The following is a 14,035-nucleotide window of genomic DNA, read 5'->3' as shown; positions in this document are numbered from 1 at the left end:
ACGGAAGAAAAACGACTCACACCGCCACCGAGAATATAAGGCGCTCAGAATCGCTTACAGCGCGTTTTATGCTGCGAAAATGATTAGAGGCATCAACTCTAAGCAGTGCTAAAACACTCATTGAACAGCTACTTGAGTTGTGTAAGCGAGGTGATCGGAGTAACCAATCTGCTGCACTTGACAGGAGTGGGCTGTTATTCCTTGTGTTACGAAGATATGGTCGATGGGTGATCTTAAGAGGGTGGGCGCACCAGCTGGCCACGTACCAGTGGGGGTGGTTGAACAGAGCTCTTGCGAATCAATAAGCTTGCCTCTAGTGGCAAGAGGACCGTGGCGAAGAGTGGCGTTAAAGTCGCCCCCGATTATAAGCGGTTTTTGTATCGAGTTACCAAACTCAACGACACGATTGATGTCATCCCGCCACTGATTCATAAGTCTAGGCAACGGTGGTGCTGTATGTAGCCCTAGAATCACAGGAAGCCGAGCATCGTCAAACTCGATGGCAACTGTTCCGAATGATGTTACCGGGCCTCGTGTAAAGTGCGCTGCTCCAAGCCTTTTATGTACTACGACTGACGTGGGGGCGATTTGCCCTGTATAAGTGTTCGGAAGACCATCATTACGAGTTTCAAAGAGCTGGCCGTCATAGTTTGACGTTTCTATCGCTTCACGAAGCTCATAGCCGGACGTTTCGGGCAAAACAATGATGTCGGGATCCCATGTACTGACAAGTTGTTGGAAATCGCTGGTGGTCAGCATTGATCCCGTATTAAACGTAACGACCGTCAGGTTCCTCTCTGTAACGGTGGAATGTTGTTGGCCGCTGACCTGATGTGGGATACCATTCGGCGCGAACAAAAATCCTGCTCCCGCGACAATCCACACTAAACACGAAGTTAGGGCAAGTCTTGACCATCGCCTCCACCAACCGACACCGGTAGCACACCCGCCAAGGAGTAGTATCACCAGCCCCAGTGCTTGCGGGAAGGCTAACACCTGAGCGAAGGGAAGGTAGACGCTCAACGATCTGGCAACCCCAAACTGTGGGAATAGCCCCACAATACAGGAAAAGCAGCCCAACACAATCCCGCAAACAAACATAGCCTTACGCCAGAGTAATCCCTTAGAACCACTCTGGTGCAAGGCTTCCCAATTGTCACGACTCATGGGACTCTGGTCAGCTACCGTAACGTCACCAACCGGTTGTTGCGTGCAAGCCATTCACAACGGTTGGAGGCGCTATCATAGGTGCGATAGCTTTGACCAACTGATCGACCAGTTGCGTTGTTAGCGAGATCCATCTCCTTATCACGGCCAGAAGATTCAGCTTCATGGCGATCACCGAACCCCTGAGCTTCTCCCGCGCCCATGTCGATGGTCATTCTGGCACTCCAATAGCAGTGGCGGTAAGCGTCACCCTTACCCTGATTCAGAGAATCCCTGTCGAACTTGGCCTGGGATCTTGCAAGTGCATCATCTGCTGCCGATTTAGCGGATGCGCATTTACCCGAGTTCCAGGGTTGCGCGCAGAACCTAGCTTCTGCAGGGTTCAGCCCACCAGGATAGTATCCGTAAGTGTTGAAATCATCCGGTCGGGCAGGTTGCGACTCGCCGACGTCAAGAGCGTCAAGGCTGAACCTCTGAAGCTGGTCTGTGGTCAAGTAGTGACTTGCTGAAGTGGGTTGCGTGTTGGCATCTTGTGTTTCTTCAGCCCATGCTGGTGTTGTGCCGAGGCCGAACGTGAGGGCCAAGGCGGTGATGACAATTGAAGTTCGGAGTGTGCGTTCCAACGTAGGCCCCTATGTTTCAGGTTAGACCATGACAAAACATTAAGAGAGTGTCTGTCAGATCGCAACCCTATTGATAATGTGTGGCGAGCCACACTTTGCTAATACGTGTAGACGCGTGGGGCTTGCCGCCACCGGTCACCATCCAACGCGGACTGCCTAGCGTGGCAGGGCGTACACAACGCTCTAAGGTTGCTCTCATCATGCGTACCACCCTTCGAGAGTGGTTGGATGTGATGCACCTCGGCCGCTGGCGTGACCCGCCCTGCTTTCTGGCAGTCCTCACACAACGGGTGGGCCGCGAAATACCGCTTGCGTACCTGTTTCCACACCTTGTCGTAGCGGCGGTTAATCTTTGGGTCGCGCTGGTACTTGCGATAGCGTGCAGCCTCAACCTTCGCGTGCACCGAGTAGTAGCGCTCGTGGGTGAGCTGCGGGCAGCCGGGATACCGGCACGGCTTTGCTGGACACTTCGGCATTGTTCACCACCCTTCGCATGCATGGCAAAGCCCTCAACAGTGAACTGCTCCCCATTAGTTGGACTGAGACAACCTTCCTCCGGCTATCAACCGGGGCTAGCCTATGTCCACCAACAGGGGGTCAGGTCCCCACCACCGGCCATCCTGAACCGGCAAAAACCCCGCCAGAACAGCGAAAACGCCACCCCAGATACGTCCCGGCCGGGCCAGGATTCTTTGTATCCAGAGTGACGTTCTTATGGAGGGAACGACGGGAATCGAACCCGCGTCTTCAGCTTGGAAGGCTACCCATTCTGCTACCCTAAGGCAACATACCGGCCCATACCCGCAGGTCGCAATGTAGCCACCATTGTTGCCCACAGGCAGCGAGCGGAACGGGCAGGAACCGGCGTGGCATGACTTTTGGCATGACCTGCCGCCCACCACCAACCAGCAGGAGAACCACCCCCGATGAGCGCAACAGTAGGCAACATCTACCGCAAAAAGTCCACCGGCCTGTGGGCCTTCACCATCGACCTCGGCGTCACCCCCGACGGAAAACGCCACCGCCGCGAAATCACCGCCAAGCGCAAGGACAAACTCGTCGAGAAACGCCGCAAGGCCATGAAAGACGTCCTCGACGGCACCTACATCACCGGCACCTCCCCCACCGTCGCCGCCTGGTGGACCCACTGGTGCGACACCATCGCCGCCCCGCGGGTGCGACCCAACGTCCTGGCGAACTACCGCTCCTACGGGCGCGTCCACGTCATCCCCGCGATCGGCCGGCAGAAGCTGGACGCGCTCACCGTCGACCACGTCCGGTTCCTCCACTCCACCATGCGCGACGGCGGGGCGTCGTCGCGAACTGTCCAGGCCGTCCACAACACCCTCCACCGCGTCCTCACCGACGCGCTGCGGGAGGGCAAGGTGCCGTTCAACGTGTGCGACCGCATGGACAAGCCGCGGGCATCCTCCAGGGAGCGTGAGGCCCTATCGGCGGCGGAGGTGCGAGCCCTGGTCAACGTCATCGAGGCGGAGCCGCCGATGTGGCGGGCCCGATGGCTCATGGCGCTGCGCCTTGGGGCGCGCCAGGGCGAGTGCCTAGGGATGGAGTGGGAGCGCGTCGACCTCTCCCCCGGCCAGGAGTCGGCCGATGTGTCGTGGCAGCTTCAGCGGGTGCCGTGGCGTCATGGGGCGGGGTGCCCGTGCCGGGAGGGGGTCAGCCCGGCGCGCTGCCCGCAGCGGGAGCCGGCGGCCCCGGAGGGGTTCGAGATTCGTCCCTGCTACAAGGGGCTGTGGTTTCAGCGGCCGAAGACGGCGGCGTCGATCCGGCGGGCGCCCATGACGCCTGATTTGGCGGCGGCGTTGCGTGTGTGGCGCGAAGAGTCGGGGGCCGAAGGTCTGGTGTTCCGCGTGAATGGGAAGCCGATTCTGGCGCGGGATGACACCGCGGCGTGGAGGGAGTTGTGTGTGCGGGCTGGGGTGCGGCCGGTTGATCTGCATTCGGCGCGTCACACGATGGTGACGGGCCTGCTGGAGGCTGGGGTTGACCCGGAGATCATCAGGCAGATTGTGGGGCATTCGACGTTGGTGTCGACGCGGCATTATCTGCATGTGTCGCAGGATGCGGCTCGGGCTGCTTTGACCGCTTGGGGATAGTCAGTGTGGTGACGATGTGGGGGGTGGCGTGGCGGATGTGGCAGATCGCCACCGTCCACGTCGCCCGAGTGTTCGAACACGCGGGCGCGTTGCCGAACGCTGCCCATGCTTCGCGGGCTAGGTTTTGTTCGAGCGGGGTGAGTTGGTCATTGGGGATGACTGCGCGGACCTGGGGGATTACAAGCAGGTCAGGTGGCCTATTCCTGGTGGTTGTGTCGGATGAATTCATTCACGATACCTTCGACGAGTTCTTGTTGTGCAGGGGTGAGCTTAGTGATGTCTACGACGGCAACATTAGCATCGTTCGAACGGTAGTTCGATAAATCCGGCCATTTAATCTCCGGGACCCGCCCCGCCCGCAACACATCCACCACCGAAAGACCCAGCACGCCCGCCAGCTTGATCGCCCCATCCGACTCCAGGGTAAACGGCTCCCCCGTGCGGTACCACGACCCCTTCTCCAGCTGGGTCACCCAGTGGCGAGACTTCCCCACTGCCTCCCCCAGGTCCGCCTGGCTAATGCCCAGGCCACGACGGGCCATCGAGACGAGGTTCGCGAGTTGAGTGTTGGGCTCCGCTGTCATGCCCTGAATGTTACCTACAGGCAGCAGTAAAACCGCACTACAAGCGTGTAATTCGGGGGTGAACACACCCCACTTTGTTGCCTTATGTTGCCTTTATATGCTGCCCTAGGTAGCATAGGAACCAACAGGAACCGAGCGGAACCGACAGGAACCCGGCGGAACCTGCCCACCAACCACACCCCGCCGCTGCCACGGCAGGGCAACACCAGAAAACGAGAACACCATGACCATCACCCGCACCCACTTCGACGGCGTAACCCCGATCACCGAAACACTGCCCCACGACAACCTTGCGGAAGCAGTGGAAGCCACCCTCGCCCACGCCCGCGAGAAATACCGCCACGCGACCGTGAAACGCATGGACACCACCAGCGTAGATGTGTGGGCCTGCAATAACCCAGACTTCCGCCACTTCGGCCAGGGGTACTACCTGAAAATCAAGTAGCCCGACTGGCAGGCAGGCGGGTTCAAGCCCCGCCACGGGCACCAGGGCCACACAGCCCGAAGACCACCGACCACACGAAAGAAGGCACTGCCATGCCAGACAAGGACTACCTCACCGTCGAGGAAGTCGCATACACCACCGGCTTCTCCGACCGCTACATCTACAACCACATCCGCGCCGGCAACCTCGCAGCCCTCCAAATCGGCCGCACCTACCGCATCCGCCGAACCGAGGTCGACAACTTCATGGACAATCTCGCCGACATGAGCGCATAGGAAAGGCGACCACCAGCACGTGGGCCTGCCAGCCCATCGATCGCACCAAGTGATCGCCATGCACATGCACCACCAACCAGATGGAAACACAATGCAGCAGCACCCTACCACAGTCACCCCACTCCCAGTGACAGCTAACAGAGCCGAATGGCTCGAACAACGCCGCCACGGCATCGGCTCCTCCGACGCCAGCATCATCATGGGCCTATCCGCCTGGGAATCCCCCTACACCCTCTGGGAACAAAAAACCGGCCGCGCCCCCCTCGACCTACCCGTCGACCCCGCCACCGCCGAGCTCCGCGAGTGGGGCAACCGCCTAGAACCAGTCATCCGCGAAGCCGTCGCCGACGAACTCAACCTGAACATCGTCAAAACCGACGACGCATGGGCCAACACGGAGCACCCATGGCTGCGCGCCAACCTCGACGGCATCGTCGAAAGCCAAGAGACCATCTTCGAGTTCAAGAACACCAGCGCATTCAACCGCGCCCAGTGGGACGACCAAATCCCCGACCACGCCGAGATTCAGGTGCATCACACCGGGCTAGTCACAGGCTGGACAGACGCCGTCGTCGCCGGCCTCGTCGGTGGCAACCACCTGTCAATCCACCACATCACCCTGAACCCGAACATCCTGGAAATGATGTGGGAAGCCGAGCAGAAGTTCTGGCGTCTCGTGGAGACCTACACCGCCCCCGACGTGGACTGGCACCAACGCACCAAAGACGCGCTGGTCGCCGAATGGCGCCAGACCCGCAACAAGGGCACCCACGAAGTCGCAGAAGCCGACGCCCGCAAGTGGGTCGAGCAATACCACGCCGCACACGCCGATGAGCAAGCAGCGAAAAAACGCAAAACGGAAGCATCGAACAACCTGCTCAAGCTCATGGCGGGCCACGACCAAATCGCCACCGGCGACACCATCTGGGCGAAAACACGGCGCGGCAGGCTCGACGAGAAACGACTCCAGGCCGAGAAACCAGACATGTTCGACAGCTACACCCACCAAGTGCCGAAGCTCGACACCGACCGGCTCAAAGCAGACCACCCAGACGTGTACGCCACCTACCAGACCATCAGCGTCAACCCGCAAAAGATCGCCTAACTACACAACACCACTCAAGGAGAAGAACCCTCATGGCTAAAGACCTCGAAGCACGCATGGCCGCAAACACCGCTCCCGCCCAGCAGCGCCCCGCAACCCTCGCCGACCAAATCAAATCGATGGAGCAGCAGTTCCAAATGGCGGCACCCAAGGGCCTGGAAGCCACCCAGCTCGTCCGCGACGCGCTCACCGCACTGCGCCAGACCCCGAAGCTGGCCCAGTGCACCCCGCAGTCCGTCCTCGGCTCTCTCATGACCTGCGCGCAGCTCGGCCTGCGCCCCGGCGTGCTCGGCCACGCCTACCTGCTTCCGTTCTACGACCGCCGCGCCGGAGGTGACGTCGCCCAGCTGGTAATCGGCTACCAGGGCCTGATCGAGCTGGCGCACCGCTCTGGACAAATCCAATCCCTCATCGCCCGCACCGTGCACGAAAACGACGTCTTCGACGTCGACTACGGATTGGAGGACAAGCTCGTCCACAAGCCCTACATGGGCGGGGATAAGGGCCGGCCGGTCGCCTACTACGCCGTGGCGAAGTTCACCACCGGCGGGCACGCGTTCTACGTCATGTCGCACCCGGAGATGCTGGAGTACCGCGACCGCTACGCCAAGTCGAAGAAGTTCGGCCCGTGGGTCGACAACTTCGAGGCCATGGCCCACAAGACGTGTGTGCGCCAGCTGTCGAAGTGGATGCCGAAGTCCACGGAGCTGGCGACGGCTATCGCCGCCGACGAAACGGTCCGCGTAGACCTGGCCCCGGACGCGATCAACTACGGCGAACACCCGCAGGGCGACGGTGACGCCCCGGAGCACATCGACGGCGAACTCGTCGACGATCAGCCGGAGGAAGCCAGCGCCTAGTCGCACCACCTTCCGGGGCGGGGCATCCGGCAATCACACCCCCCTTTTCACCCGCCGCGCACACTCGAACAGCGACCTGCGGAAACACGACAGCACATCAGTAAAACAGCAGGTCAAAGATAGCGCGCAAGAACAACCGAAAGCCACCAACCCCGTGACAACCTGCATCAAACCCAACTGCACCCGCACCGCACTCCGCGGAGCACGCCACCGCTACTGCTACATCCACGCCAAGCACCACGGGTTCACCGACCCCCACGTCGACGCCGCCCCCACCATCAACAAAGTCCGCCACCTCACCGAAAACGGATGGACCCTCGCCGCCATCGCCGACGAAACCGGATTGTCCACCCACACCATCCGCATCCTCCGCCGCGGCAGCAACACCAAAGTTCGCACCTCCACCGCCAAATCCATCGCCCGCATCAACCCGGCGCGCCCCACCGGCAACACCGAACGCATCCCCGCCTGGCCCTACATCCGCCGCCTCCACGCCCTCCAAGCCGCCGGGTGGAGCCAACAACAAATCGCCGCCTACATCGGGGCGAAACAACAGACCGTCTCCCGCACCAGCACACGCAATCCCACCCTCATCACCCGCGAGCTCGCCAACCGCATCAACACAACAATCTGGGAAGACCAACACGACGCCCCCGTCATCGGCCCACCCACCCCCACCGCCCGCAAGAACGGGTGGGCACCACCAGCCGCATGGGACGACATTGACGACCCAGACACCCACCCCGGCGTCACCCACTGCATCGAATGCGACCAACCCGTCCACACCCGCGGACGCTGCAAAAAACACCACAAACGCCTCTACGACCAGGAAAGGAACCGCCGCCATGCAGCAGCTTGAGATCGACATCCGCGACGTCGCCTACTACACCGAACTCGCCGCCCACCACAACTGGCACACCGCAGCCCGCGCAGCCATGAACGACCTCGCCAACAGTGGCCGCCCCTTCACCGCCGACGACTTCCGCCGCCTCATGGCCGACGCCCCCACCCCACACCACCCAAACACCATCGGCTCGTTCTTCCGCACCTGCAAAACCGAAGGACTCATCACCACCACCGAAAACAGCCGACGCTCCACCGCCCCCAGCCGCCGCGGGGCCCTCATCCACGAATGGGTAGGCGTGCCCAAAACCACCATTCCCAGCGGCGAAGATGCTGCCTAAAGTGCTGCCTAGACACGCGGCTACCGCACGTGTAATTACCGCTCTGCAACTCCAGTGAGGACAAACAATGGCCCGCCAATTCGCCCCCATCTTCGTCGACATCTGGTCCAACCCCGACTTCACCGCCCTCTCCCACCACGCCCAACACCTCTACCTCCTGGCACTGTCCCACCCCACCACCAGCACCGCAGGAGTCCTCGACTACAGGCCCAACCGCCTCGCCGCGCTCTCACCCACCCTCACCCGCGACACCGTCGAAACCGCAGCCCAAGAGCTCGAAGAAGCAGGGTTCCTCATCATCGACCGCGACACCGAAGAAGCCGCCATCCGCTCCTGGTTCCGCAACACCCTCGTCCTAAAACAACCCAACATGGCGCGCAACGCCTTCAAAACACTCCTCGCCGTCGCCTCCCCCACCCTCCACGAGGCGATCAGCCACGAAGTGCGCCGCCTCGACGCCGAAAACCCACCCCTCGGGGGACTCCAGGTCGAAGAAGCCCGCCACTACATCGACACCCACCCCGCCCCCGAGACGACCGAAACAGGGGGAGGAAACCCAAGCGGAAACCCAAGCGAAAAGGGTTCGGGAAAGGGTTCCACAAACCCATCCGAAAAGGGTTCGGGAAAGGGTTCGGGAAAGGGTTCGGGAAAGGCATTACCGAAGGGTTCCAGAAAGGGTTCCCGAGAGGGTAGCGGAGAGGGTAGCCCCATAATAAGTAATCTGAAGATAGATAATCAGGGGGTAACTGTAAGCAGTGATAGTTACGGGGCGCGTGCGCGTGAGGCCGTAGAGCCCCCTTTTGATTCTTCGGGGGGTGGGGGCGGCTTGGGCGCTGTCGCGCCCGCCGCGGATGTGTGGTCGGGGCATCCGTGGGTTGTGGGGGATTCGTCGGATGCGCGGTGTCGTGAGCATGCGGGGTTGCCGCGTTTGGAGGTGCCGGCGTGTGGGGCGTGTGGGGCTGCTCGTCGGTTGGCGGAGGATAGGCTGAAATCGGCGCGTGAGGGGGCCGTAGAGCGCCGGAAACGTGAGATTGGTGCCTGTACCCTATGTGGGCCGGATGGACTCGTTAAACGGGCTTCTGGCGCGTTTGCTCGTTGCGGTCACGGTTTGCGCCCCGATTCGGACGGGGAAACCCACATCCAGGCCGCGAGCTAGCCCCACCCCCGCTCACTACCCCCATGCAAACTAATGTTGCCTCATATGTTGCCTACAGGCAGCAACCCAGATAACATCATGAGTGTCACACCGGCTGCCACCGGAAACCACCAACCGAAAAGAGAACACAATGACCACCACCCCCGCCATGACCCGCGACCGCATCCGCACCGCGGAACGCAACGCCGGTGTCTACGACAACGGCACCCACACCGGCCTCATCATCGCCACCACCGTCCTCCTCATCCCCGGCGACACCGAAAACGAGTGCGACGCCACCCTCGCCGCCCGCTACGGCCTCACCGCCCTCAACCTCGTCACCGACGCCACCCCCAGCGGCACCCCCAGCGGCACCCACTACGCCTACACCCTCGAAACCAGCGTCGACCTCGGCGACGACCACGCCGACGACAGCCAGGTCATCGACCAGATCAAGGATGTGACCCCCGCCCTCGGCGTGACCTGGTCCATCTTCTCCGACAGCCTCGACCTCATCGCCACGATCACCCTCTAGGAGAAACCACCATGAGCCACAAAGACCTGCACAACCGCATCGTGTCCTCCAACTCGAACGACACCCGCAACGCCCTCGCCTACGCCCACGGCGCCCTGTCGGCCTACCTCGGCGACGACCACGCCGACGCCGTGTTCGACACCATCATCGATGGGTTCATCGCTCAGTCCCCCGAGTGTGATTGGGAGTTCCGCTCCGGACTGCGCGAACGGATGGAGCAGCGGTTCGGGGTGGAGAACTACATCGGCAGGAAGGTGATCCGCCGTGCGTGACACCATTTACACCCTCATCGCCGTCGCCCTGGCGTTGACCGCCCTCGTAGCGGTCGCCGCGTTCTGCTGGCTGCTGTGGCACGCCGACGCCGCCGCCGGTATCCCCCTGGTCGCCGGGTGTGCCGCGTGGGTTGCCCGCGACATTTGGGTTGACGTGCTCGGCGGCTCGCGCCGCATCCGCTAACCCCCACTGCTTAGCGCTGCCAGCAGACACCCCGCGTGCAAGTCCGGGGAGCGCACCACGGCCCACCACAGAGTGTGGCCCCGATCTCTGACAACTCAATAGCGGAAACAGATACCCCACCCGACCACTGCGTTTCGTTTGCACGCTGGGTGGGACTAACTGCATATGCCCCGTCCCATGCGGGTGGGCACAGCCGGGTTCGACTCCCGGACGGCGGCATAGGCTCAACCGGATGTACTTACCCCACTCGTGCTAGCCGCGTGGGGGCGTTGGAACCCCCGCCACCTTCGCGGGGAGGCAGCACCGGAATGAGCAACAGGATGCCGACACCGACACCACTTTTCGCGGCCTGTCGGCACCATCCCGCACATTGGCACCCTCCCTCGGGTGGCCAAACCAGCCGGCTCACAACCGGGTGCGGGAACCAGGAGGTGTGAGCCGGTTTCCCCCTCGCCGGCGCAAGGGCACACCCGGGCAGGTTTCTCCGTCACCCGCCCGGCACTGCCGCCCTGCACCCCCACACAACCACCAACCACCAACCACCAACCAGATCGGATCCACCAATGGCTAACGACACCCCCATCACCCTTATCGGCAACCTCGTGGCCGAACCGGAACTGCGCTTTGTCCCCAACGGCGCCGCGGTGTGCAACTTCCGCATCGCGTCCACCCCCAGGACGTTCAACCGGGACACGAAACAGTGGGAAGACGGCGACGCCCTCTTCCTCACGTGCAACATCTGGAAGCAAGCCGCCGAGAACGTCGCCGAATCCCTCTCGAAGGGCATGCGCGTCATCGTCAACGGACGCCTGAAGCAGCGCACCTACCAAACCCGCGAGGGCGAGAACCGCACCGTATTCGAGGTCAAGGTCGACGAGGTCGGCCCGTCCCTGAAGTATGCGACTGCCCAGGTCGCACGCACCCAAACTGGCCAGAGCAATAGCGGCGCACCTCAGCAGACTCAGGCCAGCGGCTGGATCGCCCAAGACAGCCGCGGCGAATTCGACGGCGGAACCAACGATGACGACCCTCCCTTCTGACAGCCAGCAGCCCGGCCTGAAACTCCGTGCCAGCATCCCGGCTGGCAAGGCGGCCCCCGGCATGGTCATGTGGTCACCCGAACACGGTGAGGATCGCACCATCCGCGAAATCAACAGTTTGCCCGGCGGCGGCTGGCGCATTCAGTACACCGCTGGAGGGGGGCGCACCTGGCCCCCGGACTTGGACATCAACATCCGCCTCTAACCCCTGGCACTGGGCGCGACGCCGCACTGCCACACACCCCACGACATTGAAAGGAACTAGACCTATGAACAACCACCCACCAGCGTACAAGCGATCGCATTACGCCGCGGCGATGCAGTGGCTGGCGAAGCTGGAAATCACCCTCATCGACCTGCTCACCAGCTAGGAGACCACCATGCGAATACCCGACCGCACCACCAAATACACTGCCTTCGCCCAACAACTCCAAGCCACCGCCACCACCGCCGACGACCCCAACGAATCCTGGCTCCCCTTCCCCAACCAGAAACGCCTCACCCCAGGCACCCGCCGCACCTACCGCAACCGCATCAACAACGGCGAACTCCTCGGCACCGGATTCGAAGGCCGAATCCACGACGGCTACCTCTACGCACGGGTCCGCCCATGACAGCACCAACTACCACCCCACTGCTGGACTGCTTCATCCCCGGCGTACCCGCGACACAAGGGTCGAAACGCCACGTCGGTAACGGACGGCTCGTCGAGATGGACAAGAAACTCCCCACCTGGCGTGAAACGATTCGGCTCATCTGCCGCACCAAGTACAAGGGCGAGCCGATCGACGCGCCCGTCTTCGTGTCCGTCACGTTCTACCTGGACCGCCCCAAGCGCCCGAAGTTCGACCGGCCCGCGACACCCGGCGATCTCGACAAGTACATGCGAGCTCTGGGCGATGGGTTGACGGGTGTGGTTCTTAAGGATGATGCGCGGATTGTGCACTGGGATGCCCGGAAGGAATACGCGCCCGACAGTCACATGACAGGTGCCCACGTGACGGTGAAAAATGCTGCCTGACGTGCTAAAATGTATTGAAAGAAGCGGCCCGGAACCAGTGCGCCAACACTGCCCGGGCCTAACCCAGACACTGACAAGGAGTGTGAGGGCTGTGCCGAAGTGTACCCTCTGCGCGATCCCAGAATGTGACCGGACCACATCGAGCGGGAACGGCCGCTACTGCTCGAAACACCGGCAGCGGATCGCCAAAACAGGAACCCCCTACCGCCACTGCAAGAAGTGTCACCGCAACCGGGATGATTCCTGCATCCGATACCGCGATGGTTCCGGGCGATGGGCGGGTACTCCTGACGAGGTTAAGCGGTCGGTGGAGTTCGTTGAGTGAGCGGCAGGAACTGGAGGGCCCGACAGCGTGTGGGCGTGGACTATATCGCGGAGCGCACCGGCTACACCACGGCGGCGATCCGCCACTGGGACAGGGCTGGGAAACTTCCGCCGGTCGCCCCGCCGCGCCGCAAGGAGTGGTTCAAGGGCGACATCGACAAGTGGATTACCGACAACTTCGAGTTTGGAGACGCATGAACATCAATTGCCAGCTTCTTTCCCCGCATGCGAAGTCCCCGGCGCGGCAGCATGACGGTGACGCGGGGGCCGACCTTAGTGCCGTGGGGGACACGATTATTCGCCCGGGGGAGCGCGCCCTCGTCGGCACAGGCCTGGCTATCCACATTCCCTACGGGTTTGTGGGACTGATCCACCCCCGCTCGGGTCTGGCCGCTAAACACGGTGTGACCGTCCTGAACTCGCCTGGCACCATCGACCACGGATACACCGGCGAGGTCAAGGTGCTGCTGCACAACACGGGCCGGGAGAACGTCATCATCACCCAGGGGGATCGCATCGCCCAGCTCGTCGTGCAGGCGGTGGAGTTGCCCACATTCACTACGGTCGCCACCACCCCGGCCACGGCCCGTGGTGCGGCTGGTTTCGGAAGTACGGGTGCGGCATGAACCGGCGGTGGAAAGTCACCGGCCGACGCTACCAGTACGGGTGGTCCTGGATCGTCTACCGCCCCCACGACCCGCTGCGCACCATGCAGGTGTTCACCGACCACAAAGAAGCCCTCACCTACGCCGCCCGACACGCACAAGGAGACCCCAAATGACCACCTTCGTCCATGCGTGTGGTGGGGAGGCAGGGGTAGAAACCCGCTGTCCCGACTGCGGCACCTACGGCTGGCGCCCGGGGACAAGCCGATACCAACTCACACCCCGCAAAGCCCGGACAACCCGCCTGCCCCGCGACACTGCCCGGTATGAGTCTGATTGAGCCGCCGATCAAAGTGGAAGTTGGCCGCATCACCATCACTACAGGGTTTGACGCCGACGGGGACATCCTGTTCGACGTCGGCGTGGAAGGCAACATCCCCTACGTCCAAGCCCTCGGACTGCTGGAGGCGGCGAAACACTCCCTAGACGAACTCTCCGAAGACGACGACTAGAAACACCCCTGCTCATCTGTTGCCTGTAGGCAACACCCTCCGCTAGG

At 62.2% G+C, this 14,035-nt stretch carries 23 protein-coding genes; 19 read left to right on the top strand and 4 right to left on the bottom strand.

Going from position 1 to position 14,035, the window contains the following annotated elements:
* Positions 1-117 precede the first annotated feature (117 nt).
* From BLT81_RS01610 to BLT81_RS01605, 3 genes are all read right to left on the bottom strand, one after another.
* Positions 118-885, bottom strand: a complete 768-nt coding sequence (locus BLT81_RS01610; protein ID WP_172812361.1) for an endonuclease/exonuclease/phosphatase family protein — start codon at positions 883-885, stop codon at positions 118-120.
* 296 nt (positions 886-1,181) lie between these two features.
* Positions 1,182-1,790: a DUF6973 domain-containing protein gene (locus tag BLT81_RS12515; RefSeq protein WP_155860771.1), complete on the bottom strand. Its 609-nt coding sequence runs from the start codon at positions 1,788-1,790 to the stop codon at positions 1,182-1,184.
* A 98-nt stretch (positions 1,791-1,888) separates the two neighbouring features.
* Positions 1,889-2,266, bottom strand: a complete 378-nt coding sequence (locus BLT81_RS01605) for an HNH endonuclease (protein WP_019193310.1) — start codon at positions 2,264-2,266, stop codon at positions 1,889-1,891.
* Positions 2,267-2,716: 450 nt separating this feature from the next.
* On the opposite strand from BLT81_RS01605, the gene BLT81_RS01600 reads away from it, so the two are divergent.
* Complete coding sequence (locus BLT81_RS01600; protein WP_019193311.1) at positions 2,717-3,907, top strand: tyrosine-type recombinase/integrase; 1,191 nt, start codon at positions 2,717-2,719, stop codon at positions 3,905-3,907.
* A 197-nt stretch (positions 3,908-4,104) separates the two neighbouring features.
* On the opposite strand, the gene BLT81_RS01595 is transcribed toward BLT81_RS01600, so the two are convergent.
* Complete coding sequence (locus BLT81_RS01595; RefSeq protein ID WP_019193312.1) at positions 4,105-4,491, bottom strand: helix-turn-helix transcriptional regulator; 387 nt, start codon at positions 4,489-4,491, stop codon at positions 4,105-4,107.
* Between the two features lie 223 nt (positions 4,492-4,714).
* Between BLT81_RS01595 and BLT81_RS01590 the strand changes: the two genes are divergently transcribed.
* From BLT81_RS01590 to BLT81_RS01525, 18 genes are all read left to right on the top strand, one after another.
* Entirely contained in the window at positions 4,715-4,936 is a 222-nt protein-coding gene (locus tag BLT81_RS01590; RefSeq protein WP_019193313.1) for a hypothetical protein, read from the top strand.
* A 92-nt stretch (positions 4,937-5,028) separates the two neighbouring features.
* A complete protein-coding gene (locus BLT81_RS01585; RefSeq protein ID WP_019193314.1) occupies positions 5,029-5,211 on the top strand; it encodes a helix-turn-helix domain-containing protein in 183 nt (60 codons plus the stop codon).
* Positions 5,212-5,338: 127 nt separating this feature from the next.
* Positions 5,339-6,316 (top strand): YqaJ viral recombinase family nuclease, encoded by a 978-nt coding sequence (locus BLT81_RS01580; protein ID WP_231286559.1) that lies wholly within the window; start codon positions 5,339-5,341, stop codon positions 6,314-6,316.
* A gap of 32 nt (positions 6,317-6,348) precedes the next feature.
* Positions 6,349-7,176, top strand: a complete 828-nt coding sequence (recT, locus tag BLT81_RS01575; RefSeq protein WP_019193316.1) for a recombination protein RecT — start codon at positions 6,349-6,351, stop codon at positions 7,174-7,176.
* Between the two features lie 154 nt (positions 7,177-7,330).
* Positions 7,331-8,035, top strand: coding sequence for a helix-turn-helix domain-containing protein (locus BLT81_RS01570; protein ID WP_019193317.1), 705 nt, complete (start codon positions 7,331-7,333; stop codon positions 8,033-8,035).
* Positions 8,022-8,360 (top strand): hypothetical protein, encoded by a 339-nt coding sequence (locus BLT81_RS01565; RefSeq protein WP_019193318.1) that lies wholly within the window; start codon positions 8,022-8,024, stop codon positions 8,358-8,360. The genes BLT81_RS01570 and BLT81_RS01565 overlap by 14 nt, the downstream gene beginning before the upstream one ends.
* Before the next feature lie 67 nt (positions 8,361-8,427).
* Complete coding sequence (locus tag BLT81_RS12510; RefSeq protein WP_155860772.1) at positions 8,428-9,516, top strand: hypothetical protein; 1,089 nt, start codon at positions 8,428-8,430, stop codon at positions 9,514-9,516.
* A 130-nt stretch (positions 9,517-9,646) separates the two neighbouring features.
* Positions 9,647-10,030 (top strand): hypothetical protein, encoded by a 384-nt coding sequence (locus tag BLT81_RS01560; RefSeq protein ID WP_019193320.1) that lies wholly within the window; start codon positions 9,647-9,649, stop codon positions 10,028-10,030.
* Between the two features lie 11 nt (positions 10,031-10,041).
* A complete protein-coding gene (locus tag BLT81_RS01555; protein ID WP_019193321.1) occupies positions 10,042-10,302 on the top strand; it encodes a hypothetical protein in 261 nt (86 codons plus the stop codon).
* Positions 10,295-10,486, top strand: coding sequence for a hypothetical protein (locus tag BLT81_RS01550; protein WP_019193322.1), 192 nt, complete (start codon positions 10,295-10,297; stop codon positions 10,484-10,486). Before BLT81_RS01555 ends, BLT81_RS01550 begins: the two co-directional genes overlap by 8 nt.
* 563 nt (positions 10,487-11,049) lie before the next feature.
* Positions 11,050-11,526 (top strand): single-stranded DNA-binding protein, encoded by a 477-nt coding sequence (locus tag BLT81_RS01545; protein ID WP_019193323.1) that lies wholly within the window; start codon positions 11,050-11,052, stop codon positions 11,524-11,526.
* Entirely contained in the window at positions 11,507-11,731 is a 225-nt protein-coding gene (locus BLT81_RS12505) for a hypothetical protein (RefSeq protein WP_155860773.1), read from the top strand. Before BLT81_RS01545 ends, BLT81_RS12505 begins: the two co-directional genes overlap by 20 nt.
* Before the next feature lie 175 nt (positions 11,732-11,906).
* Positions 11,907-12,140: a hypothetical protein gene (locus BLT81_RS01540; protein ID WP_019193326.1), complete on the top strand. Its 234-nt coding sequence runs from the start codon at positions 11,907-11,909 to the stop codon at positions 12,138-12,140.
* Positions 12,137-12,547, top strand: a complete 411-nt coding sequence (locus BLT81_RS01535; RefSeq protein ID WP_081582824.1) for a RusA family crossover junction endodeoxyribonuclease — start codon at positions 12,137-12,139, stop codon at positions 12,545-12,547. Before BLT81_RS01540 ends, BLT81_RS01535 begins: the two co-directional genes overlap by 4 nt.
* 360 nt (positions 12,548-12,907) lie before the next feature.
* Complete coding sequence (locus BLT81_RS12500; protein ID WP_155860774.1) at positions 12,908-13,069, top strand: MerR family transcriptional regulator; 162 nt, start codon at positions 12,908-12,910, stop codon at positions 13,067-13,069.
* Complete coding sequence (gene dut, locus BLT81_RS01530; protein ID WP_019193329.1) at positions 13,066-13,497, top strand: dUTP diphosphatase; 432 nt, start codon at positions 13,066-13,068, stop codon at positions 13,495-13,497. Before BLT81_RS12500 ends, dut begins: the two co-directional genes overlap by 4 nt.
* Positions 13,494-13,652 (top strand): hypothetical protein, encoded by a 159-nt coding sequence (locus BLT81_RS12495; protein ID WP_019193330.1) that lies wholly within the window; start codon positions 13,494-13,496, stop codon positions 13,650-13,652. The genes dut and BLT81_RS12495 overlap by 4 nt, the downstream gene beginning before the upstream one ends.
* A 150-nt stretch (positions 13,653-13,802) precedes the next feature.
* A complete protein-coding gene (locus BLT81_RS01525; RefSeq protein WP_019193331.1) occupies positions 13,803-13,988 on the top strand; it encodes a hypothetical protein in 186 nt (61 codons plus the stop codon).
* Positions 13,989-14,035: the final 47 nt, after the last annotated feature.

The organism is Corynebacterium timonense, from assembly GCF_900105305.1.
GTDB lineage: Bacteria > Actinomycetota > Actinomycetes > Mycobacteriales > Mycobacteriaceae > Corynebacterium > Corynebacterium timonense.
This window is presented reverse-complemented; position numbering and strand designations above follow the sequence as displayed.